This is a genomic window from Streptomyces sp. NPDC028907 (genome assembly GCF_055564995.1).
In genome coordinates, this window is record NZ_JBVHVE010000002.1 from 323,984 (window position 1) to 350,029 (window position 26,046).

Annotated in this window: 22 protein-coding genes; 9 read left to right on the plus strand and 13 right to left on the minus strand. The window is 70.9% G+C overall.

Annotation, left to right across the window (positions count from 1 at the left end; translation table 11 throughout):
* The first annotated feature begins 373 nt into the window (after positions 1 to 373).
* Positions 374 to 811: a peptidase inhibitor family I36 protein gene (locus tag ACZ4UU_RS05955; protein ID WP_468036831.1), complete on the plus strand. Its 438-nt coding sequence runs from the start codon at positions 374 to 376 to the stop codon at positions 809 to 811.
* A gap of 94 nt (positions 812 to 905) precedes the next feature.
* On the opposite strand, the gene ACZ4UU_RS05960 is transcribed toward ACZ4UU_RS05955, so the two are convergent.
* On the minus strand, positions 906 to 2,123 hold the full coding sequence (locus tag ACZ4UU_RS05960; RefSeq protein ID WP_468036833.1) for an MFS transporter: 1,218 nt from the start codon (positions 2,121 to 2,123) through the stop codon (positions 906 to 908).
* Positions 2,124 to 2,194: 71 nt separating this feature from the next.
* On the opposite strand from ACZ4UU_RS05960, the gene ACZ4UU_RS05965 reads away from it, so the two are divergent.
* From ACZ4UU_RS05965 to ACZ4UU_RS05975, 3 genes are all read left to right on the plus strand, one after another.
* Positions 2,195 to 3,169, plus strand: coding sequence for an ArsR/SmtB family transcription factor (locus tag ACZ4UU_RS05965; protein ID WP_468036835.1), 975 nt, complete (start codon positions 2,195 to 2,197; stop codon positions 3,167 to 3,169).
* 19 nt (positions 3,170 to 3,188) lie between these two features.
* Positions 3,189 to 3,692: a glutathione peroxidase gene (locus ACZ4UU_RS05970; protein WP_468036837.1), complete on the plus strand. Its 504-nt coding sequence runs from the start codon at positions 3,189 to 3,191 to the stop codon at positions 3,690 to 3,692.
* A gap of 76 nt (positions 3,693 to 3,768) precedes the next feature.
* Positions 3,769 to 4,629, plus strand: a complete 861-nt coding sequence (locus ACZ4UU_RS05975) for a MerR family transcriptional regulator (RefSeq protein WP_468036839.1) — start codon at positions 3,769 to 3,771, stop codon at positions 4,627 to 4,629.
* A gap of 149 nt (positions 4,630 to 4,778) precedes the next feature.
* On the opposite strand, the gene ACZ4UU_RS05980 is transcribed toward ACZ4UU_RS05975, so the two are convergent.
* The 3 genes from ACZ4UU_RS05980 to ACZ4UU_RS05990 form a co-directional block, all read right to left on the minus strand.
* Entirely contained in the window at positions 4,779 to 4,970 is a 192-nt protein-coding gene (locus tag ACZ4UU_RS05980; RefSeq protein ID WP_234768280.1) for a DUF397 domain-containing protein, read from the minus strand.
* Between the two features lie 215 nt (positions 4,971 to 5,185).
* On the minus strand, positions 5,186 to 6,043 hold the full coding sequence (locus ACZ4UU_RS05985) for a helix-turn-helix domain-containing protein (protein ID WP_468036841.1): 858 nt from the start codon (positions 6,041 to 6,043) through the stop codon (positions 5,186 to 5,188).
* Between the two features lie 421 nt (positions 6,044 to 6,464).
* Positions 6,465 to 7,220 (minus strand): GOLPH3/VPS74 family protein, encoded by a 756-nt coding sequence (locus ACZ4UU_RS05990; protein WP_468036843.1) that lies wholly within the window; start codon positions 7,218 to 7,220, stop codon positions 6,465 to 6,467.
* Positions 7,221 to 7,473: 253 nt separating this feature from the next.
* On the opposite strand from ACZ4UU_RS05990, the gene ACZ4UU_RS05995 reads away from it, so the two are divergent.
* Together ACZ4UU_RS05995 and ACZ4UU_RS06000 are read left to right on the plus strand one after the other, a co-directional pair.
* Positions 7,474 to 9,909, plus strand: coding sequence for a serine hydrolase (locus ACZ4UU_RS05995; RefSeq protein WP_468036845.1), 2,436 nt, complete (start codon positions 7,474 to 7,476; stop codon positions 9,907 to 9,909).
* 199 nt (positions 9,910 to 10,108) lie between these two features.
* On the plus strand, positions 10,109 to 11,962 hold the full coding sequence (locus ACZ4UU_RS06000) for an MFS transporter (protein ID WP_468036847.1): 1,854 nt from the start codon (positions 10,109 to 10,111) through the stop codon (positions 11,960 to 11,962).
* Between the two features lie 9 nt (positions 11,963 to 11,971).
* Here the strand turns inward: ACZ4UU_RS06000 and ACZ4UU_RS06005 are convergent, their stop codons facing one another.
* Positions 11,972 to 12,835 carry a hypothetical protein gene (locus ACZ4UU_RS06005; protein WP_468036849.1) on the minus strand — a complete coding sequence of 288 codons (864 nt, stop codon included), beginning with the start codon at positions 12,833 to 12,835 and terminating at the stop codon, positions 11,972 to 11,974.
* A 76-nt stretch (positions 12,836 to 12,911) separates the two neighbouring features.
* On the opposite strand from ACZ4UU_RS06005, the gene ACZ4UU_RS06010 reads away from it, so the two are divergent.
* Together ACZ4UU_RS06010 and ACZ4UU_RS06015 are read left to right on the plus strand one after the other, a co-directional pair.
* Entirely contained in the window at positions 12,912 to 13,697 is a 786-nt protein-coding gene (locus ACZ4UU_RS06010) for an SDR family oxidoreductase (protein ID WP_468036851.1), read from the plus strand.
* Between the two features lie 126 nt (positions 13,698 to 13,823).
* The gene (locus tag ACZ4UU_RS06015) at positions 13,824 to 15,398 is read left to right on the plus strand and encodes a sodium:solute symporter family protein (protein WP_468036853.1); all 1,575 of its coding nucleotides are present in this window, start codon (positions 13,824 to 13,826) and stop codon (positions 15,396 to 15,398) included.
* 41 nt (positions 15,399 to 15,439) lie between these two features.
* Here the strand turns inward: ACZ4UU_RS06015 and ACZ4UU_RS06020 are convergent, their stop codons facing one another.
* From ACZ4UU_RS06020 to ACZ4UU_RS06050, 7 genes are all read right to left on the minus strand, one after another.
* Complete coding sequence (locus ACZ4UU_RS06020) at positions 15,440 to 16,321, minus strand: zinc finger protein (RefSeq protein ID WP_468036855.1); 882 nt, start codon at positions 16,319 to 16,321, stop codon at positions 15,440 to 15,442.
* Positions 16,322 to 16,336: 15 nt separating this feature from the next.
* Positions 16,337 to 16,777 carry a hypothetical protein gene (locus ACZ4UU_RS06025; RefSeq protein WP_468036857.1) on the minus strand — a complete coding sequence of 147 codons (441 nt, stop codon included), beginning with the start codon at positions 16,775 to 16,777 and terminating at the stop codon, positions 16,337 to 16,339.
* Entirely contained in the window at positions 16,774 to 17,484 is a 711-nt protein-coding gene (locus ACZ4UU_RS06030; RefSeq protein ID WP_468036859.1) for a vWA domain-containing protein, read from the minus strand. Before ACZ4UU_RS06030 ends, ACZ4UU_RS06025 begins: the two co-directional genes overlap by 4 nt.
* Positions 17,485 to 17,502: 18 nt before the next feature.
* Entirely contained in the window at positions 17,503 to 18,591 is a 1,089-nt protein-coding gene (locus ACZ4UU_RS06035) for a protein kinase domain-containing protein (protein ID WP_468036861.1), read from the minus strand.
* Between the two features lie 32 nt (positions 18,592 to 18,623).
* Positions 18,624 to 19,682 (minus strand): serine/threonine protein phosphatase, encoded by a 1,059-nt coding sequence (locus ACZ4UU_RS06040; protein ID WP_468036863.1) that lies wholly within the window; start codon positions 19,680 to 19,682, stop codon positions 18,624 to 18,626.
* Positions 19,679 to 20,020 carry a hypothetical protein gene (locus tag ACZ4UU_RS06045; RefSeq protein WP_468036865.1) on the minus strand — a complete coding sequence of 114 codons (342 nt, stop codon included), beginning with the start codon at positions 20,018 to 20,020 and terminating at the stop codon, positions 19,679 to 19,681. The genes ACZ4UU_RS06040 and ACZ4UU_RS06045 overlap by 4 nt, the downstream gene beginning before the upstream one ends.
* Before the next feature lie 233 nt (positions 20,021 to 20,253).
* Positions 20,254 to 21,369: an ADP-ribosylglycohydrolase family protein gene (locus ACZ4UU_RS06050; protein ID WP_468036867.1), complete on the minus strand. Its 1,116-nt coding sequence runs from the start codon at positions 21,367 to 21,369 to the stop codon at positions 20,254 to 20,256.
* Between the two features lie 414 nt (positions 21,370 to 21,783).
* Between ACZ4UU_RS06050 and ACZ4UU_RS06055 the strand changes: the two genes are divergently transcribed.
* On the plus strand, positions 21,784 to 22,665 hold the full coding sequence (locus ACZ4UU_RS06055; RefSeq protein ID WP_468036869.1) for an META domain-containing protein: 882 nt from the start codon (positions 21,784 to 21,786) through the stop codon (positions 22,663 to 22,665).
* Positions 22,666 to 22,678: 13 nt separating this feature from the next.
* On the opposite strand, the gene ACZ4UU_RS06060 is transcribed toward ACZ4UU_RS06055, so the two are convergent.
* Complete coding sequence (locus ACZ4UU_RS06060; protein ID WP_468036871.1) at positions 22,679 to 25,987, minus strand: tetratricopeptide repeat protein; 3,309 nt, start codon at positions 25,985 to 25,987, stop codon at positions 22,679 to 22,681.
* Between the last annotated feature and the right edge of the window lie 59 nt (positions 25,988 to 26,046).

A 26,046-nucleotide genomic window follows, 5' to 3' on the forward strand; every position in this document is an offset into this window, starting at 1 on the left:
GAAACGGTGCCGCGTTCCGACCATGTGCGTGCTGATTCCGGCAACGCACAGGGCACTCGCCTTTCAACGTTCGAAATATAGCCACATGTTCGAAATATTGGCCGCGACAGTAAAGGCTGACGAGGGGGGTGTCAACAGTGCGAACTGGAACGGTTACAGAAGGTGCGGCCACGGGGTCCCCGTGAGCTGGCGCGCCGGAACAGTGTCGGCGGGCCGCTTGATCGGAAAATCCTTTGATCGAAAACTGGTCGCCCTCCTAGACTCCCCCACCGATCCTCTTCGGTTGCGCAATGCGCAAACACGACCACTTCCGAAGGGTTTCGGTCAGGACCATCGGCACCCTCGGGTGCCTCATGACAAGGGGGAACAACACATGACTGGTTCGAAGAGGAAGACCCTCGTGGGACACGTCGGTCGCGGGGCGGCCGTCGGTTTCGCCGCCACGGCTGCGATCTTCGCCCTCGGCACCGTCCCGGCGCATGCGCAGGAGAGCACCGCGGCCTCGACTCGGGTCGTGCGCTGCGACACCGGCCGTATGTGCATGTACGAGGACGCCAGCTACACCGGCAGCAAGTACGTCAACTGGAAGCCCACCGGCACCAACCAGAAGTACCAGATCGACGGTTGGAACGGGGACAACGAGATCACGTCGCTGATCAACAACACCAACTACAACATTCGGCTCTACGACAACGACGACTACTCCGGTAGGTCGATGTGCGTCGTGAAGCACAGCTCCATCAACAACCTGAAGAACTGGTGGATCTTCAACGACAAGGCCGAGAGCGCCAAGACCGTGGCCAACTGCTAGCGGCGCGGGCGGGGCGGGGGGCGTGCAGCCGGCCCCCCGCCCCAGGAGCGCCCCCTTTCGTGCTTCCGGTACGGGGGCCGAAGCGCCCGTGCCCTCATTCTGGCGACACCGGGGCTCGGAAGTCGGTGGGAGAAACTCCCCTCTCCGCGCCCCGCGCGTCCCCACGGCCCGCCACCCCAAGGGTCACGGTCACCGCCAGCGAGGCGACCGCCATGGCCGTCATCGCCGTCGCGGGCGAGGTCAGTTGGGCGATCGAGCCGGCGAGGGCGGCGCCGAGCCCCTGCATGGTGAGCATCCCGGCGGCACGCAACCCGAGGGCGTGGCCCGCGAGTTCGTCGGGGGTGAGGGCCATGAGGCGCTCCTGTTGCGCGAGGCTCGCGCCGAAGCCCACGGAGGCGACGCACACGGCCAGGGCGGCCCAGGGCATGCCCGGCCGCAGCGCGAAGAGCAGGTACGGCGCGGCGAGCAGAAGCAGCAGCGGGACGGGCAGGCGGGGGCGCAGGGCGGGCGGTACGAAGCGGCCGACGGTCAGATCGCCGACGAACATGCCCAGCGCCGCGGAGGCGAACAGGGCGCCGGCGGCCCCGGAGTCGTAGGAGACGTAGAGGGATTCACAGCCGACGATCAGACCGTTCGGGATCCACAGGCCGAGGTAGGTGAGGCGGCGGGGGCGCGAGGACCACAGGAGGGCGTTGGTGCGCCAGGTCGCCGCGACGGACGGGCGGCCCGAGTCGCGGGGCGGACGGTCGGTCAGGCCCAGGCGGAAGACGAGGGACGCGGTGGCGTACAGCGCCGCCGACAGCAGCAGACAGGTCCGGGGGGACAGCAGCGTCAGCAGGGCGCCGCCCGTCGCGAACCCGACGACCTGCACCAGCCCGAAGACCATGTTGAACACCGAACGGCCCAGTACGAAGCCGTCCTTGGGCAGGATCTCGTTGAGCAGGCCGCCGGTCACTCCCCCGCCCAGCGAGGCGATCAGGCCCTGGAGGAAGACGACGCCGAAGATCGCCCCGACGGGCAGACCGGGCAGCGCAAGCACCGTCGTACAGGCGGCGAAGGCGAGGCTGATGCTGCTCAGCGTCGCCCGCGGGGGCAGCCGGTCGGCGCCCGACAGGAGAAAGGTCGCCCCGAGCATCTGCGCGAGCTGGGGCCCGAACATGCTGACCGCGGACAACAGAGGCGAGTCGGTGGCCCGGTAGACCAGCGTGGCGAGCGCCAGCCCGCCGATCGTCAGGGCCGCGCCCTGGGCGGCGGAGGCGAGGAAGAACGGGGTGAACTCGGGGGTGCGGAAGAGCTCGCGGTAGCTGCGCATGCGCGGAGTCTGCGGCGCCGGACGCGACGGGTCGTATTGTTTCGCGCGGACGCGAAACACCGGGGGTGCGCATGGGGTGGTGGCAGCTCAACGCGGACACGCTCGTCCGCAGCCGCTTCGTCCTCTCCCCGTTCACCGAGACCTTCGCGAGCCTGAAGCTGCTGCACGCCGGCACGCCCGCGCACCCCGGCGAGCGGGCCTGGCTCCGCGCCCATCTGCCCGCCTACCGCGCCCGCCTGGCCGCCGACCCCACGACCGCACAGCTCGTACGCGCCGCCCTCGGCCGGTCCTGGATCGCCGACTTCATCACCCCCACCCCCAAGGACGGGGAGAGCTTCGAGGAGGTCCTCGCCCGGGTGCGCTCGGCCGACCCGGCCGCCGCACGCGCCCACCTCACCGTCTCCCGCGCCGGTCCGCTCCCCGCCGTACTCGACCGCGACGACCTCCCCGACCGAGCCGCCGCGCTCCTGGAGTACGTCTGGACCCGGACCGTACGGCCGTACTGGGACCGGCGCCGGCGGATCCTGGAGGCGGACGTGGCCGCCCGGACCGCGCGGGTGAGCCAGGGCGGCTGGGCGGCGGTGCTGGACTCCCTGCGGCCGGGGCAGACCCGCTGGCTCGGCGGGAACCGGCTCCAGGTGAACCTGCACGAGTACCCGCCCCGCGAGATCTCCGGCGCCGAGCTGGTCTTCATGCCGGTCACCCCGAGGGCCGGCTGGGTCTCCTGGGAGGAGCCCGATCGCTACGCGCTCGTCTACGCCTGCACGGGCGCCCTCACCGATCCGGGCGCCCGGACCGCCCCCGCGAGCCTGGGGGCCCTGCTGGGACCGGCCCGGGCCACGGTCCTCGTCCTCCTCGGCTCCCCGCTGAGCACCAGCCAGCTCGTCGCCGTGACCGGCCAGGCACTCGGCTCGGTGGGCCGGCATCTGCGGGTGCTGCTGGACGCGGGGCTGGTGGAGCGGCGGCGGGCGGGGCGGTCGGTGCTGTACTCGCGGACCGCGGCGGGGGACGCTCTCGTCGACGCCCGGCGCCGGCGCGACACGTAGCGGAGTTAGCATCCGTTTCATGACGACCCATGACAGCAACTCCCCCCTCGACGTCGAGATCAACGCCCTCACCGGCGGCGCCGCCGACCTCGCCCAGTACGCCGGCCGGCCGGTCCTCATCGTGAACGTCGCCTCCAAGTGCGGCCTCACCCCGCAGTACAACGGCCTGGAGAAGCTCCAGGAGCGGTACGCGGAGCGCGGCTTCACCGTGCTCGGGGTGCCCTGCAACCAGTTCCTCGGCCAGGAGCCCGGCAGCGCCGAGGAGATCGCCGAGTTCTGCTCGGCGACGTACGGCGTGACCTTCCCGATGACCGAGAAGGTCGAGGTGAACGGGGAGGGCCGGCACCCGCTGTACGAGCGTCTGGTCGGGTTCGCCGACGCCGAGGGGCACAGCGGTGACATCCGCTGGAACTTCGAGAAGTTCCTGATCGGCCGGGACGGCACCGTCGTCGCCCGCTTCTCGCCGCAGACCGAGCCGGAGGCCGCGGAGCTGGTGGCCGCCGTCGAGGGCCAGCTGGCGTAGCCGGGGGTTGACCTTGCCCCTGGGGCAGGGCCGAGTGTCCTTCGCACCGGGCGGAACGGCCGCCCGGTGACGGAGGATGAGGGCCGTGGACGACGAACTGCTCACCATCGGCGCGTTCGCGGCACGGGCCAGGCTGTCGGCCAAGGCGCTGCGCCTGTACGACCGTCTGGGGCTGCTGCCCCCCGCGCGGGTCGACGAGGTCAGCGGCTACCGCTACTACCGCGTCGGCCAGATCGAGCGTGCCCGCCTGGTGGCGCTGCTGCGCCAGCTGGACATGCCGCTCGCGCGGGTCGCGGAGGTGGTCGAGGCGCCGGACGGGGCCGCGGCCACTGCCCGGCTCGACGTGTACTGGGCGGATGTCGAGGCGCGGCTCGCGGGGCAGCGGACGCTCGCCGAGTACCTCCGTGGACGGCTGTCGGGGAGGAGCTCCGAGATGTACGGGAAGTTCGTGGTCGAGACGGTGGAGGTGCTCGAGCAGGTGCTGATCACCGAGACGCGGCACGTGCTGGCGGGCGAGCTGCCCGCGTGGATCGGCGCGTCGCTGGGCCGGTTGGAGTCGGCGGCGCAGGAGTGCGGCGGGATCACGGCGGCGCCGTTCGTCGTGTACCACTCCGACGTGTCGATGGAGAGCGACGGACCGGCCGAGTCGTGCGTGCCGGTGGCCGACGAAGCGGCGGCCCGGGCGTGGGTCGAGCGGCAGGGCCGGACACGGGAGACGAAGGTACGCGTCGAGCCGGCTCAGCGGCTCGCCTACACCCGGATCTCCAAGGCGCAGGTGGCCCATCCGCAGATCCTGGCCGCGTTCGAAGCGGTGGAGGAGTGGATCCCGCAGCAGGGGCTGTGGCAGGCGGGCCCGTGCCGGGAGGTGTACTTCGCGGACTGGGATGCGGCGGGGCCACAGGACCCGGTGTGCGACGTGGCATTCCCGGTGCGATGACCCGGCGGGCGGCCGGGCCGTAGGGGCCGGGGCACAGCCGAGCCCTCTCGGCAAGGACGGCGGGCTGGTCGAGAGGGCTCTTCCTGTGGTGCTTGTGCAGTTGTGGTTCGTGCGGTCGGTCTTGGGCGAGGATCAGCCGGAACCGCCCCTCACGCCTTGACCGACGCCACGAAGGTGTTCCACGCGGTCGCGGGGAACGCCAGGATCGGGCCCTCGGGAACCTTGGAGTCCCGCACCGCCATGGCCGCCGTGACCGGCGACTTGATCTCGACGCACGCGCCGTTCCCTGTGGAGTACGAGGACTTGGTCCACGTGTCCGTGGCGCCCTGACGAATTGCCATGTTTGCTCCGAATTGCCAGATGTTGAGTTGCTGTCACCGCACCGCGCGTCCGGACCGGAACGCGCAGCGCGATTCGCGCCAACCTTGTTTCTCGGTGGCGTGATCGACGCTACTCGCCAACATCGGCTGACGAAGCGACTATTCACTCGGGTGGGTGGCATATTCCAGTGGAGTCTTCCGTCCTGCCCAGGGGACGGTGTACCGTACGGCGCTTCTCAGCGCGCGTACTCCTTGGCGATGTCCGCGATGAACTGCCGGGACTGCTCGACGTTCAGGGCCTGCGCCCTCAGGTGCTCGTACATCACGCTGTACTTCTGCACGTCGTTCGCCTTCTCCAGGTACAGGTCGCTGGTGACGCCCTCGATGTAGACGACGCTGGAGTCGGCCGCGTCCGGGAACTCCAGGATCGCGTACTGCCCGTTGAGGCCCGGGTGCGCGCCCATGTCGAACGGGATGACCTGCACGGTGACGTGCGGCAGCTGGGACTGCTCGACGAGCTGCTCCAACTGGTCGCGCATGAGGGACTTGTTGCCGACGACCCGGCGCAGGGCGGCCTCGTCCAGGACGGTCCACAGCCGGAGCGGGTTCTCCTCGGTGGAGATTCGTTCCTGTCGGCGCATCCGCACCTGGACCCGCTTCTCGATCTCGGCCGACGCCGTCTCCGGCAACGCCCCGGCGATCAGGGCCTCCGCGTACTGCTTGGTCTGCAACAGCCCCGGCACGACCTGCGGGTCGTACACCCGCAGACTGGCCGCGTCCGTCTCCAGCCCGATGTAGACGCTGTAGGGGATGTCGCCGAACGAATGCCACCACCCTTGCTGCCGCGAATCCTTGGCCATCTGCATCAGCGAGTCGACGATGCGATGGTCCTCCACTTCGTAGACCCCGCACAGATCGCGGACGTCGCGCTGGCTGATGCTGCGCCGCCCGTTCTCCAGCCTGCTGATCTTCGACTGCGACACCAGCAGCCGCTCGGCCACCTCTTCGGCCGTCATGCCCTTGAGCTCGCGGAGCCGGCGCAGCTCCTGGCCCAGCCGGCGTCGCCTGACGGTGGGATTGACATTGGACGCCACGGGACGTGCACCTCCGGCTGCCTGCCTGTGATTGCGACTTTGCGTATCTGCTGTTGAGCAGACTGCCACCAAGGTGCTTACTACCGCTGGCAAACGGTGGATATGCGCTGGATACACGCCAGTTCGGGGACACCCCCGCAAAACCCCGGCACATCCCGGCGCATACGGCCGCGCGGGGCGACGGGACCGGGTCGTCGTCCGGACGTGCGGTCCCGTCACCCCGCGCGGACAGCGGCTCCCGAACCGGTCGTGGGGACGGCGGCGCGGCGCTGCGCGTGGCGTGCGTATGGAGCATGTGATGCGCGCGTGCGGTGCATTGCGCGTTGGTGCGTGCGGTGCTGGTGGAGCGATGGCCCTGTTGCGCGGGGCCCGGTGGTGCGAAGGCCCGGTGGTGCGGGTCGTGTCGTGGACTGCCTGCGGCTCAGTGGGCCACGACACGCGCCATGGATCCGCGGCGCGGCTGCGCCGGAACACCACGGGCGGGTTCCGTCGCCCTGCCGCCGGGGGCGGCCTGACGGCCGGTCGCCGGGGCCGGGCTACGACGCGGCTGGGCCGCCACGCCGTTCTGGACGTCCATCACGGCGTGCGCCACGAGACCGCCCATGGGGTCGTGCCTGATCAGATCCCGCAGCCGGGAACGCGAGGACCTGCCCTCGTTCCCCGGATACAGGTGCTTGCCGAGGCCGACCGCGTGAGCCAGTGCGGCGAGCGCAGCGGTCCGTGGGTCCGGCGGTACGCCGGTACGGATCGCTGAATCCAGCCGGGCCCTGATCTCCCGGCTGATGGCGTTGTCCGTCGCCTGGTAACGAGTCGTCGGCAACACCCCGCACATCTGACCCGCCACGGCATGCACCATGCCGCACCGTTCCAGATGCGAGAGGTAGGTCTGGCGCAGCCCCAGCCGGGGCCCGCCGATCCAGTGGACGGCACGTACGGGAGCGCCACGCCTTCGCAGCAACTCCAACGCGCAGTCCAGTGTCGGATCTCCAGTCGGCCGTGGTGCCACCACGGCGATACGATCCCCGTCTGGGGCTATCCGTCCGGCCAGCGCCAGCTCCACTAGCTGCGCTCCGGCCAGACCAAGGTCGAGCGACTGCGGCTGTGCGGTGGTACCCGTGGTCGGGTCCAACGCCAGCAGCAGAAGCTCCTCCGGAATCGTTCTGCGGCTCCTGCCCATCCATGCCTCCCCGCGTGGATGAAAGACAGGGTGACCCCTCTCACATTCATCTGTCGAGGGTGCGTGACCGCTTCGTAAGGGAACCGGTAGGTATGTCGTTCTCGTCTACCGCATGAGTTGAGGTCCGCGCCCTGGACACTGGTACATGGTTCGGACAGCGGCACGGGGGGTCGTACGGGCACGGTGCCCGGGCGACGGCTCACGGTTCGGCAGACGCACGCGAGGCGTGCGGCGGCACATGGAGGAGGCATCGGTGGCGGGCGAGTCCCCCGACAGGTCGAAGCAGCGCGAGTCGTCGGCAGAACCGACGTCGGGGAGCGCGGTCCCGGTTCCCGAATCAGACGAGCCCACCCCCGCCCGCCCGGACCCCCGCCTGGCGGTGGCCCGCGAGACCGCTGCCGCCGAGCGGGGCGGCGTGGACACCGCGACGAGGGTCCTGTCCCGGCAGGAGCTGGACGCGGTGAGGGCGAAGACGAAGAAGGCCGGGGCGGACGACGACGCCGAGGACACCGAGGCGGACGCCGCGGAGACCGAGGACGCCGAGGCGGACGCCGCAGTGACCGAGGACACCGAGGCTGATGCCGAGGCGCAGGACGCTGATGCCGAGGGCACGGTGGACGCGGTCGAGGATGCCGAGGACGACAGCGCGAAGGGCGAGGCTGACGACGCCGAGGGCAAGGGCGACGATCGGCTGAGGGCGGCTGTGGCGGCTTGGGTGGCCTCCGAGGACACCGAGGACGCGAAGGCGACGCCGGACGCGGACGAGGACGCACCCGCGGCCGCCGACGCGAGCGACGACGAGGGCGTCGAGGAGGACGACAGCTCGGACGAGCCCGCGGCGGCGTCCGACGCGGACGACGCACCCGAGGCCGCCGACGGCGAGGACGCCCCGCAGGGGCCACCCGCACCCGACGACGAGACCCGCACGGGCGGTGCGGGTGGGAACACGACGGCCGAAGGCGAAGCCGAGGCCTCCGACGAGGACGCACCCGAGGCCGCCGACGGCGACGACGCCCCGCAGGGGCCACCCGCACCCGACGACGAGACCCGCACGGGCGGTGCGGGTGGGAACACCAAGGCCGAAGGCGAAGCCGAGGACGCTGACGACGACGAGCCGGCCCCGGCATCCCCCGCCAAGGCCAAGGTCGTCGATCAGCCGACCGCCGTCTTCAAGGCCGTACGCCCCGCGGAGCCCCCCGCGGAGCCCCCCGCCGACCAGCCCACCACCATGCTGAAGGCCCCCAAGCCCGACGCCGAGACCCCCTCCGAGCGCACCAGCAAGTTCGTCGCACTCAAGCCCGACATCAAGCAGGACACCCCCAAGCCCCCGGTCCCGGCCCCCGGCCCCGCCCCCGACGTCACCGCCGCGGTCCCCCAGGTCGGCCCCGAGCGCACCACCCAGCAACCCCTGCCGCCCAGGCCCCCGCTGGACCTGCTGGCCGAGCTGACGAACACGCCGCCGCCCCCGGACACCCCCGTCCGCACGGCCATCCGGCGGGTCAAGATCTGGACCCCGCTGGTGCTGCTGCTGGCGATCGTCTTCGCGGTCGTACAGAGCATGCGCCCCCTCCCGACCCCCACCCTCGACCTCACCGCCGAGGACACCTACACCTTCGACGGCGCCAAGGTCGACATCCCGTGGCCCGCCGACGGCCAGGCCGCCCTCGACGTCGACGGCATCGGCACCTTCGGCTCCTCGGGCGACCAGAAGCCCGTGCCGATCGCCAGCGTGGCCAAGGTCATGACCGCGTACGTCATCCTGCGCGAGCACAAGCTCGACAGCGGCGCCGAGGGCCCGAAGATCGAGATCGACCAGGCCGCCGAGGACCAGTCCGACGCGGGCCAGGAGTCGACGGTCAACGTGACCAAGGGCGACAAGATCTCCCAGCGCGAGGCCCTGGAGAGCATCCTGATCGCATCCGCGAACAACGTCGCCCGTCTCCTCGCCCGTTGGGACGCCGGTTCCGAGAAGGCGTTCGTGGCGAAGATGAACGCCACCGCCGAGGACCTCGGCATGACGAACACCACGTACACCGACCCCTCGGGCCTGAACAACACCACCGTGAGCACGGCCGTGGACCAGGTGAAGCTGGCCAAGGCGGCGATGAAGGAGCCCGCCTTCCGCGAGGTCGCCGCGATGATGTCGTACGACGACTACAAGGGCCACAACCACGGCAACTGGAACCAGCTGGTCGGCCGCAACAACGTCGTCGGCATCAAGACCGGCACCACCACCTCCGCCCTCGGCAACCTGGTGTTCGCCGCGAAGAAGGAGATCGGCGGCGAGACCCGGACCGTCGTCGGCGCGGTGGTGCGCCAGCCGGACGCGGGCGGCGGCATCCTCGCCGCCGCTCTCGACTCCGGTGACAAGCTCATCCGCGCCGCACAGGACGCGCTGGAGTCGGCGACGATCCTCAAGAAGGGCGACGTCGTCGGGTACGTCGACGACGGCCTCGGCGGCCGCACCCCGGTCGTCGCGACGAAGGACGTCAAGGCGGTCGGCTGGTCCGGTCTGAAGGTGAGGCTGACCTTCGCCGCCGGCGAGGTGCCGCACACCGCGAAGGCCGGCACCGAGGTGGGCACGCTCACCGTGGGTGACGGCAGCAGCGGTGCGGTCAAGATCCCGGTGGCCCTCCAGTCGGACCTGACCGAACCGGGCTTCACGGACAAGCTGACCCGCCTCGGCTGACCCTGGGAAGGGCGAAGCAGCACGGCACCGCAGCCCGCCGACAGGCCTCGTCGGCGGGCTGCGTGCTAGCGTCACGAAACGGGCAGGTCGTCGCTCACTCGGCGCGACCGGAGAACCTTCAGGTACTGGGCCGACCACACGCGGGAAAACGGGACGCGGCCAGAACAGCAGACGGGACAGCACGGGGAGTGCCTCAGACGTGGCCACTGCGGAGCCGACACGCGCCGACGACGCCGATCCGGGACGGGGAGCCGGCCCGCGAATACGCGTACCCGCGCCACGCCGGGGAAGCGGCCCGAACCGCACGGAGGACGAGCCGCCGTCGCGTCTGAGCACCGCCGTCCACGCCCTGCGTGAGCGTCTTCTGCGTCACCCGGTGCTGTCGATCACGGCACTGGCCGGGCTTCTCCACGTCGTCTGGTTCTTCACGTTCGCGAGCAGCGGCGGCGACCTCGCCGCGCAGGACGCCTGGGCCGAGTTCGTCGGCCGGCATCCGGACTCGGCGTACAACCTGGCCTGGTACGGCGGGATGCACCCGGTGTCGTACAGCGTGGTGTCGCCGTATCTGATGTCGGTCCTCGGCGTCCGTACGACGATGATGATCGCTGGCACGATCTCCGCCGGTCTGCTGACGCTGGTCCTGATCCGCAGCCGCTCGGTGAAGAACCCGCTGTGGGCTTCCCTCGCCGGGGTCTTCGGGCTCGTGTGCAACGCCATATCGGGGCGGGTGACCTTCGGGCTGGGCACGATGTTCGCGCTGGGCGCGGTCGCCGTCGTGTTCTGCTGGCCGCACCGCTGGCGCTACAAGCGCTGGGCGAAGGCCCTGTGCGCCGCGCCGCTGGCCGCGCTGGCCACCATGGCGTCGCCGGTGGCGGGGCTGTTCGTGGGCTTCGTGGCGGTGGCGCTGTTCCTGCAGAAGCGGCGGCCGGGGGCCTGGGCGCTGGGGCTGGCGCCGACCGCGGTCGTGGCCTTGTCGGCCTGGCTGTTCCCCTTCTCCGGCACCCAGCCGATGGTGATCGGCTCGGTGCTGCTGCCGCTGCTGATCGCCGTCGTGACCTTCCTGCTGGTGCCCGAGGACTGGAAGACGATCCGGCTGGTGTCCGCGGTGTACGGCCTCTCGGTCGTCCTGGTCTGGGTGATCAGCTCACAGATCGGCTCCAACATCACCCGGCTCGCGATGCTCTTCGGCGGTACGGCCCTGGTGGCCGCGCTGCCCTTCACGGTGCCGCGCTCGCGCAAGTGGTACACGGGCGTGCTGGCGCTGCTCACCTTCGCCGGGTGGATCGGCTACAAGACGGTCGACGACATCATCCACGCCGCCCCGGAGGCGTCCTGGGCCCGCGACCTGGCGCCGCTGGTCAACGAGCTCCAGGAGGTCGGTGCCGAGAAGGGCCGCGTCGAGGTGGTCCCGGCCCGCTCCCACCGTGAGGCCGCCGCCCTCGCGCCGTACGTCAATCTGGCCCGCGGCTGGAACCGCCAGGCCGACATGAAGCGCAACCAGCTCTTCTACGACGGCACCCTCAACTCCGCGAACTACTACGAGTGGCTCAAGCGCTGGGCCGTGCACTTCGTGGTGCTGCCGAAGGACGAGCCGGACCCCTCGGCTGCGGAACGTGAGCGGGAGCTGGTGCAGCGCGGCATGCCGTACCTCAGGCAGGTGTGGGGTGACGCCAACTGGCAGCTGTTCGAGGTGACCCGCCCGGCGCCGCTCGCCGAGCCGAACGCCGTCGTCGAGCGGGCCGAGCAGGGCGAGATGACGATGCGAGTGAACAAGCCGGGGCACGTCCTCATCCGTATCCCGTACTCGCCCTGGCTGGGCCTCGTCGACGCCGACGGCAAGAAGCTGGACCCGCCGCAGGAGACGGAGGCGTCCAAGAACCGTCCGGACGGGCCGAAGTCCTACGCCAACCTCAACGGCTGCCTGATGGAGACGGAGGAGGACGCGCACGGCGACAAGTGGACGATGCTGATCGCTCCGCGGGCGGGCGAGTACCGGCTGGCGGCGCCGTACAACTTCTCGCGGGGGACGCCTTGCCCGGAGGAGTGGCGCTGAGACGTCCCGTCAGCGCAGCTGGTCCACGTACCTGTCGGTCCCCGGGATCGTCGGGACGAACGGTGCCACCAGTTCCACTCTCCCCCACCCCCCTGCGGCGGAGCCGCTGATGGACGCGGCCTCGACCGCCGTGTCCAGCCCCGTGAAGTAGTCCTCCCAGCACTCCCTCGGATCCCGCTCCACGAACCACAGCAGGGTGAGCCGGGTGTCCACGCCCTCGACCTGCTTGACGTACGACATGCGGTCGAGCGGGAGGGGGGTGGGCCGGAAGATCGTCACCATGGCCGTCGGGGAGCCCGCGAGGCGCTTCGGGAGGTGCCGGGTGCGCAGCCATTCCAGCAGGTCGGCACGGTGCTCGGGGGAGTGTGCGTCGATGACCTGGACCACCAGGCCCGCGTAGGGGTGGTCCAGGGCGTGGAAGTCGCGGGGGCCCGCCGCGCCGTCTCGGTACACGGTGGCCTCGTGGTCCTGGAACGCCGTGAAGACGTGGGTGCGGTCCTGGTAGACGCGGGCGTCGCGGTTGAGGCGGCGGTTGATGGCGACCGTCCAGCGCATGTGGTCGGCGTAGCGCCCGGCGGTGATCCAGTAGGTGGAGATGTAGCAGCCGGCGGTGACCGGCTGGGCTATCGCCGACTTCTCCGGATAGCGCAGGAGCTGGAGTTCGCGGGTGGCCACCCAGCGCCTCCCGGCGTACATCCAGGGCATCGCCATCGCGCCGGCGTAGTAGTGGTCGTCCTCGTACCAGCGGTTGTAGGCGTACTCGTGGCCCGGGTGCGGTTCGACCATGGTGATCAGGGCGTGGCCCGGGTGGATCCCGTACGGGCCGACGGCGGCCAGTTCGGCGTACGTCTCGCTGCGGGTGTCCTCGCTCATGCGGTTCCCCTTTCCTGCGGTCACCCATACTCTGACGGGCCGTCAGATATTGCGTCCAGAGTCGGGAGGCAGCGGAATGTCACTGCTCGCGGGCAAGACCGTCGTCGTGTCGGGGGTGGGCGCCGGGCTCGGTCACCAGGTCGCCGCCACGGTGGTGCGCGACGGGGGGAACGCGGTCCTCGGGGCGCGCACGGAGGCCAACCTCGCCAAGTGCGCGGCCGAGATCGATCCGGACGGGGCGCACACGGCGTACCTGGCGACGGACATCACGGACGAGGGGCAGTGCGAGGCGTTGGCGGCGCTGGCGCGCGAGCGGTTCGGGGGGATCGACGGGGTGGTCCATGTGGCCGCCTGGGACTCCTACTTCGGCGGTCTCGAGGACGCCGACTTCGCCACCTGGCAGTCGGTGATCGACGTGAACCTGCTGGGGTCGCTGCGGATGACGCGGGCCTGCCTGCCGGCCCTGAAGGAGGGCGGGGGCTCGGTCGTGTTCATCGGGACGCAGTCCTCGGTCGCCGCGCCCTCGCAGGTGCGGCAGGCGGCGTACGCGGCGTCGAAGGGGGCGCTGACGAGCGCGATGTACTCGCTGGCGCGGGAGCTGGGTCCGCACCGGATCCGGGTGAACACCGTGCTGCCGGGCTGGATGTGGGGGCCTCCGGTGCGGGCGTTCGTCCAGTTCACGGCGCGGACGGAGGGCGCACCCGAGGCAGACGTGCTGAAGCGGCTGACGGAACGGATGGCGCTGCCCGATCTCGCCACGGACGGGGACGTTGCGGACGCGGTGGTGTTCCTGACGTCGGACAGGGCACGTTCTCTGACGGGACAGTCGTTGCTGGTCAACGCCGGGGAGCTGATGCGATGAGTTCACATAGATGAACTCAGACCCTCATCTCGAACATTTTTACCTTCCCTTGACCCTACGCTCGCTTGTCGTGTTCACGCGACAGCGCCCAGGATGAGCGCCGGGCTGAACCCTGGGAGGGCGCACATGAACGGTCTCGACTGGGCCGTGCTCATCGGCTACTTCGGCGTGATGGTGGCGATCGGCGTCTGGTCGCACAAACGGGTGGACAACGTCAGCGACTTCTTCACCGCGGGCGGCAAGATGCCGTGGTGGCTGTCCGGCATCTCGCACCACATGTCCGGATACAGCGCGGTGATGTTCACCGGCTACGCGGGCATCGCCTACACCTACGGCGTCACGTCGTTCGTGACGTGGTCCTTCCCCATCGCGCTCGGCATCGCCATCGGGTCGAAGCTGTTCGCGCCGCGCATCAACCGGCTGCGCTCACGGCTGCACGTGGCCTCCCCGCTGGAGTACCTGAAGAACCGCTACGACCTGAAGACCCAGCAGGCGCTGGCCTGGTCCGGCATGCTGCTGAAGATCGTGGACGTGGGCGCCAAGTGGGCGGCCATCGCCACGCTGCTGTCCGTGTTCACCGGGGTCTCCCTCAACCAGGGCATCCTCATCACCGGCGGCATCACCGCCGTCTACTGCACCATCGGCGGGCTGTGGGCCGACGCGCTCACCGAACTCGGCCAGTTCGTCATCCAGTTGCTGGCCGGCGTCGCCATGTTCGTCGCGGTCATCATGAAGCTGAACGACAAGGGCATCGGCTTCCTCGACGCCTGGGACCGGCCGGAGCTCCAGGGCCACGGTGAGCCGCTGGTCGGCCCGTACGGGACGGTCTTCCTCCTCGCCTTCCTCTTCATCAAGCTCTTCGAGTACAACGGCGGCATGCTCAACCAGGCCCAGCGGTACATGGCCACCGCCACTCCGTACGAGGCCGAGCGCTCGGCGCGGCTGTCGGCGATCCTGTGGCTGGTCTGGCCGGTGGTCCTCTTCTTCCCCATGTGGATGTCGCCGCTGCTGGTCGAGTCGCAGAAGACGGACGGCTCCGACTCGTACGGCCTGATGACCGAACAGCTGCTGCCGCACGGCCTGTTGGGCCTCGTCATCGTCGGCTTCTTCTCGCACACCATGGCCATGTGCTCCTCCGACGCCAACGCCATCGCCGCCGTCTTCACCCGGGACTGCGCGCCGGTGATCTGGCGCCGGGCGCGGACCTGGAGCGAGGGGCAGGGGCTGCGGGTCGCGCGGATCACGACCGTCGTCTTCCTCGGCCTGTCCATGGCGGCGGCGACGCAGGTCAACTCCCCCACCTTCAAGGACATCATCACGGTCGTCATCAAGTGGGTCGCCGGTCTGATGGGCCCGATGGCGATCCCGATGATGCTGGGCCTGCTGCGGCCGTTCCGCCGCTCCGGCCCCACCGCCGCGCTCACCAGCTGGTCGATGGGCCTGCTCGCCTTCTGGCTGGTCAACTACCCGATCAGCTGGCAGATCGACGGCGGGGTACCGCTCCAGTACCAGGTCTCCATCCCGCTGGCGGTGTCGCTCGTCCTGTACATCCTCATCGGCTACGTGAAGCCGGAGGACACCCCGGAGCGGCTCGCGATCGTCGAGAAGATCAACACCGACGGGGACGGGGCCGCGGCGGCCGCGGTGCCGGCGCCGGCGGGGCCGGTGGAGGACGCGGTGGGGACGCGCGGGAGGGACTGAGCGCACGGGGCCGCCTGTCGACAACCGGCAGTCCTCGACTGTCAGTCGACGGCGGCCTCGGGAGTCAGCTTCTCCTTCCAGAGCTCCTTGTCGTCCTTGTCGTAGGCCGTCACCTCCAGCTCCCGGAACCGGAAACTGCTGTCGGGGAAACGCACCAGGTACCCGGTTCCGGACCTCGTCGCCACCGTGGGCCTGCCGTACGAAGCGCCGGTCTTCTTCGCCATGAAGTAGTAGACCTTCCCGGCCTTCGTACGGCAGAACGCGTACCGGTCCTTCACGTTCTCCCTGCTGTAGGCCGCGACGAGGCGGGCGCCCGGTGCCGTGCCCTTCGGCAGCATCGCGGCCAGCGCCTTCGGGCAGGGGCCGCTCGCGGAGACCGTCGGGGACGGGGTCGGGGAGCCCTTCGAGGAGCCGGCGCCCGTCAGGAACGACGTCACGGTCGACCAGTTGAGGATCAGCAGGACGACGAGGGTGACGGCGGTGGCCGCGATGAACAGGATGCAGCCGCATCCCGCCACGATCTCGCCGCTGGTCGGCTCCCTGGGCGTCGGACGCGGGTAGTCCGGCGTGGGCGTCGGACGCGGGGTGGTGCCGGTCAGCGGCCTCCCGCGGACCGTCGTCGTCGCCTCGGGTGTCCAGCCGGTGTGGCAGACGTCGCAGGTGAAGTACGCGACGACTCGGTGACCGCAGTTGGGGCACACCCATCCCAGCCCCGTCACGGGAGAGCGTGCTCCGACCAGGTCGATGCCGGTTCGGGGCGGCGTCTTCCTGGCCGGCGTCCTTCTCGGTTCCCCGCTCGTCGGGCTGGAGGCGGCCCTGGGGGCCGTCGCGGCCCGCCGGGGTGTCTCGCATACGTCGCACACCCGCGCCGTCGCGTCGTTGAAGGTGTCGCAGTCCGAGCACTGCCACGTCGGCCCGGTCATCATCGCTCCCCGGGGTCACGTGTCCGCGGCGGTCAGGCGGGCCATGACCGAGCGGAGCAGCACGCGGGTCGCCGGTGAGACGGGGGCGGTGAGCCAGTCCCGGTCGGCCTCCTCCCGCTCGGCGGCGGAGGGTTCGAGGTCCCACCAGGAGGCGGAGAGGTCCTGGACGCCGTACTGGTGGGCGAACCACTGCGCGAACTGCCAGGCCCGTTCCGCCCCGTCCGGGCCGACGACGATCTCCACCGCGACCTCGGGGGCGCTCTCCCCCGAGGGCCGGAACCGGAATGCGAGGCACAGACTCGACCCGTGCCCGGCGGACCGGCCGCGGACCGAGACACAGCGCTCGGGCGGGATGGCCAGCTGGGCGTCGGTGCCGCCGGCCGGGCCCCAGGTGAAGACCAGCCACCCCCGGTCGTGGTCGAGCCGGACGTCCGCGCCCTGCACCTGGAACCTCACAGGCTGTTCGCGATCGTCTCGATGATCTCGTCCATCTCGAACTCCTCCAGGCCCTCGCCCGCCCTGGACGGGAAGTGCAGGGTGAGGTCCCACTCCTCCCCGATGGCCTCCTTCCACGGCTCCTCCTCGGGCGCGAACAGCACGAGCCGCTTCGCCGACTGCTCCATCACCGCCGTCTGGCTGCGGGCGTACCCCCACTGCTCGAAGAGGTCGTCCATGCTGCTCGGGATGTCCCGCGGATACGTCTGTGCCGAGGCACCCACCGTGCCGAGCGGGTGCGCGGGCGCGTCCGTGAACATGACGATGACGTGGCGCCGCCGGTCGAGGCCGGTCTCCCAGGGGGAGTTGATCGCCAGGGCCAGCGCCTCCAGCCCCGACTCGGGGATGTCACCGCCGCCGGTGGCCTTGAGATTTCGTACGAACTTCTCGAACTCCGCGACCTGTTGGGGCAGCCGCAGGAAGTCCGTCTGCTCGATCGCGTCGGACGGATCGTCGCCGAAGTCCCGGAAGGCGATGACCTTCAGCCGCAGCTGGCTGATCTCCTTGCTCTTCCTCGCCATCACCTCGTCGAGCCGCTGATGGAACTGGAGCGAGCTGTTCTTCACGATGTCCAGCACGGGGTGCATGCTGCCCGTGGCGTCGATGCACATCACGATGTCGACGGCGTACTGGAGGTTCCCCTGGTACTTCTCGATCTCGGCGCTCATGTGCGTGCGTCCTCTCGGTCACGGGGTGGATCGGTTGCTGGACAGGCCGTCTCGGCGGTGACCGAGATTGATACGGACCCTGGACTCGGCGGGCCTGCCGTCGGCGGGGTCGGTCGGGGGCGATGGCGGCCGGTGTGCGAGGCGGTCGGGCGGGTTGAACTGGACGCGGCTTCCGCGCGGTCCGTCGGCGGCGGATGGTGCGGGGGCGGACACCACGGCCGGGATGGCCGGGCGTGGCTGCGGGCGGTCGTGGAGAGTGCAGGCCTCCGGGCCCTTGAGCGCCGCCAGGAAGTCGGCGACGGTGGGGCGGGCGCCGGGCTCGGCCGAGGTCATGGCCGCGATCAGGGTCTGGGTCGAGGTGCCGAGCCGTTCGTCGACGGTCAGGGGGTCGGCCGCGTTGACCGCGTCCGCCGGTGATCCGAAACGGCTGTCGTACCCGGGGAGGGAGCCGGTGAGGTAGACGTGGGTCATCAGGCCGAGCGCGAACACGTCCACGGCCGTCGTCAGATCCGCGCCCTCGACGGAGTCGTCGCCCTGCACATAGCGCCGCCACTCCGGCGCGCCGTACAGCGAGTCGCCGGCGATGTCCTCCCGGGCCGGTGGCTGACCGGAGAGGTAGGAGTCGTCGAAGTCGATGAGCTTGGCCGTGTGGTACGCGGCCCCTTCCCGCTTCTGGACCAGGACGTTGGCCGGCTTCAGGTCGCCGTGCACCACCTCGATGTCGTGCAGCAGCCGCAGGCTGGTCGCCAGGGTCCGCAGCAGCACCGCCCGCTGCTTCGGGCCGAGTGACTGCGGCTTCTCCAGGCCGGCGGTGTCGATGCGCTCGGTGACCTTGTAGTAGGTGCTGCCCGAGTGGAAGAAGTCCGTGGCGAGGACCAGATTGCCCGCGCCGCCGGCGTCGGGGCGCAGCCGCTCCATGATGCTCCGGTGCCGCTCCTCGAACTCACGGCAGGTCTCCAGCCGGATACGCCGGCTCGCCGCGCTGCCACCGCCGCCCTCACGCGGACGCTTGGGTTCGAGGAACCGCTTGAGGAAGTACTCCCTGCCGTCCTTCTCGGCGAAGGCCCACACGCATTTCCCGCCGTCGGCGTTGGTCGGGTCGCTCACGACCCGGTACCCGCCGATCACATCGCCCCGCTTCACTCCCGTACCCCCGGCATGAGCTGCTCGTATGTGTGTCGGTAGGACTCCCACGTCCTGTCCTGCCAGTCGCGCACCGCGTCGGGCCCGTCGGCCGTCGGAACGTCCCGGTACCCGCCGCGTACGACGCTGTCGTGGCGCCTGGCGAAGGCGCCGCGCAGGTGCGCGAAGTCGTCGAAGCCCAGCGCGACGAGACAGAGCGAGGCGTCGTCCGCCGTGACCGGCTGGATCGCCTGGCGTATCAGCTCGGCCCATTGGCCCGCGCTCCGGGCCTGCCCGAGCGTGTCGAGGAGCAGGCACTCGAACTGGGCGGGGGTGTGGACATAGCCGAAGAACCCGTCGGTCGCCGACAGCAGCACGCAGGGTCCGCGGAACTCGCCTTGCTGGGCGGAGAGTTCGAAGTGGCGGTCGGCGCAGATCACGTTCGTCATCGGCGGGTCCTGCCGGAGCTGGGCGAGCGTGTCGTCCTCATGGGTGTCGTCCCGGGTGAGGGCGTGCAGACCGCTGTCGGGAAGCAGGGCGTACGACCGCGAGTCACCGGCCCACAGGGCCTGCCAGCGGACGCCTTCGTCGCCGACCCGGTAGCGGACCGCGGCCATGGTGGTGGGCAGGAGCCGGCGCATCGACCCGGTGACCTTGCTCCGGGCCCCGTGGGGCGCGGCGTCCAGTACGGCCCGCAGGCAGTACTTCAACCGCTCGGGGGTGTCCGGCACTTCGCCGCCGACGACCCCCTGGAACCAGCACTCCGCCGCCAACCGCGCGCTCCGCGCCCCGACCCAGGCACCGGTGTGCGTCGCCCCGTCGGGCGCGTGCCATGCGGGGGCGGCGCCGGAGCCGCCCGAGCCGTCGAACACGGCGATCAGGCCGTTCCCGGTGGGCCGGTGATGGACCGCGAGCGGCTCGGCGTCCTCTCCGTGGCCGGGGCGGCGTTCCGTCCAGACGGTGAGCGCCTGGAGGCGGGTGTGGGTGGCGGACCAGGTGAGGTGGCCGGGGTGAGGGGAAGAGGACCGGGAGGCAAGGGAGTCCGGGGTGTGGGCGGGCTTCGGAGGGACGGTCATGGGCCGGTCACCTCCCGAGGCACCCCGCGCACGCGGCTGCGACCACGGGCGTCCGACAGGCCCCGTACCGCACGCAGTCCGCCGCGGGCGTCATACAGCCGGACGGACGGGGCGCCCGTGACACGCCGGAGCTCGGCGTTCAGCGCGTCCTCCGCCGCCCGGAGCTGTGCGGTGCCGTACCCGAGCGCCAGCCGGTGCTCGGTGGTGTCCACCAGGAACGTCCCCCGGGGCACCAGCACCAGCACCCTTCCCGGTGGCGGCGTCCGCGGCGGACGGACCCGTGGCAGGGGCCGGGCCTCGATTACGGGGTCGTGCGTCAGCGTGTGCGTCACCATCACCTGTGCCTGCCCCTCCTCGGCGTCAACGGCCGCTCGTGCACCACGAGTTGACAGGTCATGGGTACCAGCGGGCGCTCGGGACCCCTCCCGAGGGCGTCGGCCGCCGAGCAGGCACAGGTCCGGTGTGGTCGAGGCCGCCGATGCCCCGCGGGAGCAGGTCGGCCTTCAGCAGAGCGCGCGGCGTACCGGCGGGGCGGACGCCTCGGGCGCCATGGCCGGTCCCGTCGCCCGGTTCACCCCCGCGGGTACCGCGCCAGCCACGCCGGTGCCGCGCCCGCCGGGCTGTGCAGGGCCGGGCCCTGGGTCATCTCCATGGCGAAGTCGTCGGCGAGTTCGAGGATGGTGGGGCGGCCCTCCAGCTCGGCCAGCCAGGCCGGGGGCAGGGCGGTCTCGCCGTGCAGGGCGCCGAGGAGGCCGCCGGTGAGGGAGGCCGCGGCGGCGGAGGGGCCGTCGTGGTTCACGGCGAGGCACAGCCCGTGCCGGACGTCCTCGCCGACCAGGGCGCAGTACACGGCGGCCGCGAGCAGCCCGTCCGCCGAGCCGTCGGCCGCGAGCTCCTCGACCCGGGCCGGGGTGGGCATGCCCTGCCGTACGGCACCCAGGGCGTGCTGCAACGCGTCCGACACGGGTTCGTGGCCGGGCCGCAGGGCGAGCAGCGCGAGCGAGCGCTGGACGGCACCGTCGAGGCTCTCCCCGCAGGCGAGACCATGCACGACGACGGCGTACGCGCCCGCCGACAGATAGGCGATCGGGTGCCCGTGGGTCTGCGTCGCGCACTCCACGGCGAGCTGCATGACGAGCTGCGGCTCCCAGCCGACGAGCAGCCCGAAGGGCGCGGAACGGGCGACGGCCTCCGGCCCGAGCTCGGCCGCGTTCTTGGGCGACTCCAACGTGCCCATGGTCTCGTCCCCGAGGCCGAGCAGGAGCGCCCGAGTGGGATCCCGGCGGGCGTACAGCCACTCCTCGCGGGCCAGCCACCCGTCGTCCTTACGGCGCTCGTCGGGCCCCCAGTCCCGCTGGGTGGCGGCCCACCGCAGATAGGCCCGGTGCAGGTCGGTCGGCGGATGCCAGGCCCCCGTATCCCGTCTGACCTGGGCTCTTATCAATCCGTCGACGGAGAAGAGGCTCAGCTGCGTGAGATGGGTCACGGCACCGCGCCGCCCGTACCCGAACCCCAGGTCGACGAGGCCCTCGGCGCCGTACTGCTCCTGGATCTCCTCCAGCCCGAGCCCGTCGACCGGCGCCCCGAGGGCGTCCCCGACGGCCGCGCCGAGCAGCGTGCCACGCACCCGGCTGCGGAAGTCCTGCTGCTCGGTACGGCCCCAGACGGCGCCGAGTGTCGCACTCATCCAGACCTCCCCGTGACAGCGTCCTCGCACGACCGTTCGTCACTGTAATCGACCGGAGACGGTCGGTTCAGGGGGCGGAACGGTATGCGAGGTGTGACCGAAGTGGACGCGAGTGGTCAGTTATCACCCGTACCAGGTGACATTGCAGACGTAGACGCATTCGTGTCGTGGCACGGCGAGAAAGCTGATCACGGAGTGGACGCATGGCGCGGCAAGCCGTCTTCGACCGCGTGCCCCGGCCGTCGGCCACCTTCGTCCGGCAGCTCCAGGACGGAAAGGTACTGGGGCTCCACGTCCACGACTCCAAGGGCAGAGCCGGCTCCCGGCTCGCGTTCACCGATGGCGTCTGGTCGGCGTTCGTCGTGGCGTCGCCGATGCGACAACGCCACGCGGGCTTTGACCATCTGACAATGCGTGACTGTCAACGACAAGTGCGGGCCCCGCACCAGGGCCATCGCCGGAACCCTGCTCGCCGCCCTGCTCCTCATCACCGCTTGCACGTCGACGGAGCCGGGACGGGCGACGGCTCCGCCCACCTCGAAGGCCCCCGCCACGTACGGGGATCTGCTGGCGGGAGCGGCCTGGTACGTGAGGCATATCAGCGTCGGTGGGCGGACGACCATCGCGCCGCCCCCTACCGCCGCATGGATCGAGTTCGGCGACGGCGACACGGCCGAGGGCAACTACGCATGCACTCCGTTCAAGGCGGCGGCGACCGTCACCGAGACGGCGGTCAGCGTGGGCGAGAAGACCGACGGGGCGCCCCCGGCCGAGCAGTGCCCGGCGGCGAATCTCGCCTTCGAGGGGAAACTGCGGAAGCTCTTCAGCGGGCCGCTCACCATCAGCCGGCCCGTCGACGACCTGACGATGAACCTGACGAACCAGCGGGGTGACTACGTCGCGCTGCAACTGCTGCGCCCCAAGGGGCTCTTCGGCTCCCGATGGGAACTGCAGTACCTGGCCGCTGACGACGGCGGCCAAGTACCGGTCATCGGCGGCACGGCGGTGTACTACGTCTTCCACCGGGATGGAAGGGTCACCGGCAACACCGGCTGCAACGACTTCACCGGCAGAGCCGTCTTCGACCGCAACCTCCTCACGATGTACCGGCCCGTACGGACCACCCACCGGACCTGCTCGCGAGAGCTCATGAACCAGGAGCACCGCCTGCTGACGTACGAGACGAACCCGCGCCGGATGCGGTACAGCGCCTTCACCAGTTCCTTTTCGGCCGAAGAGATCGGCCCGCCGCCGAAGAACCCCGGGTACCACTGGTCGGCGATCCCCGACAACTGAAGGCCTTCGCAGTTCATTCCGCGTAACGCGCCCGCACCGCCTCGCAGGCCCCGGTGACCGCCGCCAGGCGAGGGGCGAGGCGGGTGCGGTCCGTGTCCGGGCTGTCCAGGATGTCGGTGAGGACGGCGGCGACAGGCGCCAGCTCCTCCCAACCGGGCTCCAGGGTGAGCAAATCAGCCAGTCCTCGGTCGGCCTCGGCCCACTCGGCGAGGGCGCAGGCGATGAAGCACCGCCCCTGGGCGCGTTCGAGTTCCTCCAGCTCGTCGTCCTCGTGCACCGCGCCAGCCAACTCCCGCCAGATGGGTTCCGCGGCCCGCAGTCCCTCGGACCGGCTCACGGTCAAGGCCAGTTGGAGGGCACCGGCGAGCGGCTCCGCCTCGCGCAGCCGCTCGGAGATCCGCCGCGCCTGCGCCCAGTGTCCGCGGTGCCGGTGCATCTCGATGCGTAGATGGTCCAGGTCGGCGTCGGGCGCCCCGGCCCGTTCCGCATCCGTCAGACGGGCCGACGCCTCCTCCCAGCGGCCGCACAGCACCAGCACCTCGATGGCCGTGCCGCGTGCCCAGTCGGCCTCCGACCCCAGGGCGACGCACCGGTCCAGGTCGGCGAGGGCCTGCTCGCTCCGCCCGATCGCCAGACAGACTCGCGCCCGCAGACCGTAGGCCCACGCGTAGTCCGGGTCCAGGGCCACCGCGCGATCCAGATTCCGCAGGGCCTCCTCGTAGTTCTTCAGGGCCCGGTGGGTCGCCCCGAGGGATGCCCACGCGTAGTCGTAGTCCGGATCCTGTTCCAGTGCCCGGTGGAATGCGGCGAGCGCCTCGTCGTAGCGGCCGGCGAGGAGGCACGCCCCGCCCAGCTCACCGGCGGCCCACCCCTGTGCCGTGTCCACCTCAGCGGCTCGCCGGAGGTCCTCGAACCTGCCCTCCTGGTCATCCAGTCCGTCTCTCACCCGAGCTCGCATCACCAACGCCCAGGCGTAGTCGGGGTCCAGTTCGATGGCTTCGCCGAGATCGGCCAGAGCCTCCTCGTGCCGGCCCAGCTCATGCTGGGTCCAGCCCCGGCTCGCGAGCGCGGAGCTGTAATCGGGCTTGAGGGCGATCGCTCGTCCGAGCTCGGTGACGGCCTCCTCGAACCTGCCGGTGAGCCGGTAGGCGTCCCCGCGTTCCGATGCCACCCAGGAGGAGTCGGGCGCGATGCGGACCGCGCGGTCGAAGTCCGCGAACGCCTCGTCCAGCTCTCCCCTCACCCGGCGCAGCCGGGCCCTGCGTACGAGCGGCCACACGTGGTCCTCGTCGAGACGCACCGCCTGGTCGAAGTCGGCGAGCGCCTTGTCGTACTGCCCGAGCTCCTGCCGGCACACCCCTCTGGCCGTCAGGAACGCGGGATCGGTCGGGTCGAGGGCGACAGCCCGGTCGAAGCCGGCGACGGCTTCCTCGAAACGGCCCGCCATCCGACAGGTCTGCGCCCGCTCGGCGATGATGAACCCGTCGTCGGGCGTCAGCTCGTCCGCGCGGTCGAGTGCGGCCAGCGCCGCCGGGAAGTCACCGACGGCCCGGTGGGCGAGACCGCGGCCGACGTACGCCGGGGTCAGCTCCGGATCGAGCTCGATCGCCCGGTCCGAATCGGCCAGGGACAGCTCGTACTTTCCCTCGTGGCGCAGTTCCCTCGCCCGGAACGTGTACGCGACCGCCCGCCCGCCAGGGTCCAGCCCGGGACGGGACAGGACCAGGTCCGCCACCTTGGTCATCGCGCTCGCGTCGTCCGCGAGCGCCTCGCGCAGCAGCCGGCCCCACTCGCGCAGGGCGGGGTCGTCCGTCGCGTCACCCGCCTCCGCCAGCATCAGCGCCCAGCGACGAGCGGCCACCTCGTCGGAGCCGCACACCCACACCAGATCCCGCAGTGCCCGGCCGAGCGCGGTCCGCGGGCGGGCGCACAACAAGTGGTACGTCTCCTCCAGTCGCAGCTCACGCCACGGCTCGTCCGCCCACTCCGCATAGGCGCTCAGGCCGCTCGCCGCCTCCGCGCGCCAGCGGCCGAAGACACCCGCGAGCCGTTCGTGACGCTCGGTCCACCCTCGTGGAGAGCGCCGCCGCTGCAACCGGAGCATCGGCTCACGCACCAGGTCGTGAAAGCGCAGCCGGTCCCCGCGGTCGTCCACGAAGGCGAGGCCCCGCAGCCAGCCGAAGAGCGGGTCGACATCCTCGTCCGGGCATTCCACGGCTGCCCGGAAGACATCCACGTCGAGGCGCCGGGGCAGCGCGCAGGCGAGGGCCACCGCCCTGCGTACGGGATCCTGCTCCCACTTCAGGAAGCGTTCGACGGCGGTGGCGCTGGGGTCACCTATGTCGTCCGGGTCGGTGGGCCGCTGCTCGGCCAGGGTCGAGACCAGCACGGGCAGTCCGCCGGTGAGGCGAAGCACCTCCTCGACGACCGGCTGGGCCACAACTCCCTTGTCCGCGAGCAGTCCGCGCGCCTCGGTCTCCGTGAACGGGCCGAGCGGTGCATCGGTCATGAAGTCGGCGAAGCCACCCCAGCGGGTGGTGTCGAAGGGGTGCTGGCCGGCGGTGACCACGACGACGGTGGCGGGCAGCGTGCCGTGGCGGTCCGTGGTCATCACCTCGTGCAACCAGCCGTCCAGGAACGGGCCGGTGCGTTCGTACGTGTCGAAGAACAGGACGATCCACGGCGCCGCCGATGCCGCGTCGGACAGTTCGGTGAGCAGCGCAGGTGTGAGCACGCGCTCCGGTGACAACACCAGCTGCACGTCTTCCTGGTTCCGGAAGCGGGAACTGAGTCCTGCCCGCAAACGGTCGGCGCTCTGCGCGAGTTGGGCCGCGTCCAGCGCCCCGGCGAAGGCGCCGACCCCCGGCACCATGCCCAGCCCCACCAGCCCGGCCCGCATCACCGCCGTACTGCCGGCCGACGGGGCCTGCGGCTCCGGCTCCAGCGTGGCGACAGCCGCCTCCGCCTCATGCCGTCGTTCCCGATGGGCGGCGAGCAACCGCTCGAGTTCCTTGAACCTGTGTCCCTGCCCCGCGAATTGACGACAGATCGCCGTCATCGCCTCCGGCACGCTGCCGACGCTCTCGTCGACGTACGCGGTGAGCGCACCTTTCTCACGGGCGAGTTGCTCCATCTCCCGCAACAGAAAGGTCTTCCCGACACCCGCGTTTCCGTGCACATGGAACAGAAACCGATGCCGCTCGTCCTGCGGCGGGACATCGAAGTTCGCCCGAAACGCGGCCCGCTCGGCGCTCCGCCCCACGAACCCGGCACGTCTGCGCCGCCGGATCAGCTCCTGCATCGACGGCCGCGCCTGCGCCATCCCGCGTCCCCTCTCCTCGGCCGACCGGCTCCCGTCATTCTGGCTCAATGGGTTCCCGC

Bases quoted from the DNA above. Each gene is read 5' to 3' on its own strand.
- ACZ4UU_RS06030 (WP_468036859.1), bottom strand. From the start codon at position 17,484: ATGAGCGCCGAGATCGAGAAGTACCAGGGGAACCTCCAGTACGCCGTC.
- ACZ4UU_RS06005 (WP_468036849.1), bottom strand. From the start codon at position 12,835: ATGAGCGAGGACACCCGCAGCGAGACGTACGCCGAACTGGCCGCCGTC.
- ACZ4UU_RS06020 (WP_468036855.1), bottom strand. From the start codon at position 16,321: ATGACCGGGCCGACGTGGCAGTGCTCGGACTGCGACACCTTCAACGAC.
- ACZ4UU_RS06015 (WP_468036853.1), top strand. From the start codon at position 13,824: ATGAACGGTCTCGACTGGGCCGTGCTCATCGGCTACTTCGGCGTGATG.
- ACZ4UU_RS05955 (WP_468036831.1), top strand. From the start codon at position 374: ATGACTGGTTCGAAGAGGAAGACCCTCGTGGGACACGTCGGTCGCGGG.
- ACZ4UU_RS05990 (WP_468036843.1), bottom strand. From the start codon at position 7,220: ATGGGCAGGAGCCGCAGAACGATTCCGGAGGAGCTTCTGCTGCTGGCG.
- ACZ4UU_RS05960 (WP_468036833.1), bottom strand. From the start codon at position 2,123: ATGCGCAGCTACCGCGAGCTCTTCCGCACCCCCGAGTTCACCCCGTTC.
- ACZ4UU_RS05975 (WP_468036839.1), top strand. From the start codon at position 3,769: ATGAGGGCCGTGGACGACGAACTGCTCACCATCGGCGCGTTCGCGGCA.
- ACZ4UU_RS05965 (WP_468036835.1), top strand. From the start codon at position 2,195: ATGGGGTGGTGGCAGCTCAACGCGGACACGCTCGTCCGCAGCCGCTTC.
- ACZ4UU_RS06060 (WP_468036871.1), bottom strand. From the start codon at position 25,987: ATGGCGCAGGCGCGGCCGTCGATGCAGGAGCTGATCCGGCGGCGCAGA.
- ACZ4UU_RS06050 (WP_468036867.1), bottom strand. From the start codon at position 21,369: ATGAGTGCGACACTCGGCGCCGTCTGGGGCCGTACCGAGCAGCAGGAC.
- ACZ4UU_RS06040 (WP_468036863.1), bottom strand. From the start codon at position 19,682: ATGACCGTCCCTCCGAAGCCCGCCCACACCCCGGACTCCCTTGCCTCC.
- ACZ4UU_RS06010 (WP_468036851.1), top strand. From the start codon at position 12,912: ATGTCACTGCTCGCGGGCAAGACCGTCGTCGTGTCGGGGGTGGGCGCC.
- ACZ4UU_RS05980 (WP_234768280.1), bottom strand. From the start codon at position 4,970: ATGGCAATTCGTCAGGGCGCCACGGACACGTGGACCAAGTCCTCGTAC.
- ACZ4UU_RS05970 (WP_468036837.1), top strand. From the start codon at position 3,189: ATGACGACCCATGACAGCAACTCCCCCCTCGACGTCGAGATCAACGCC.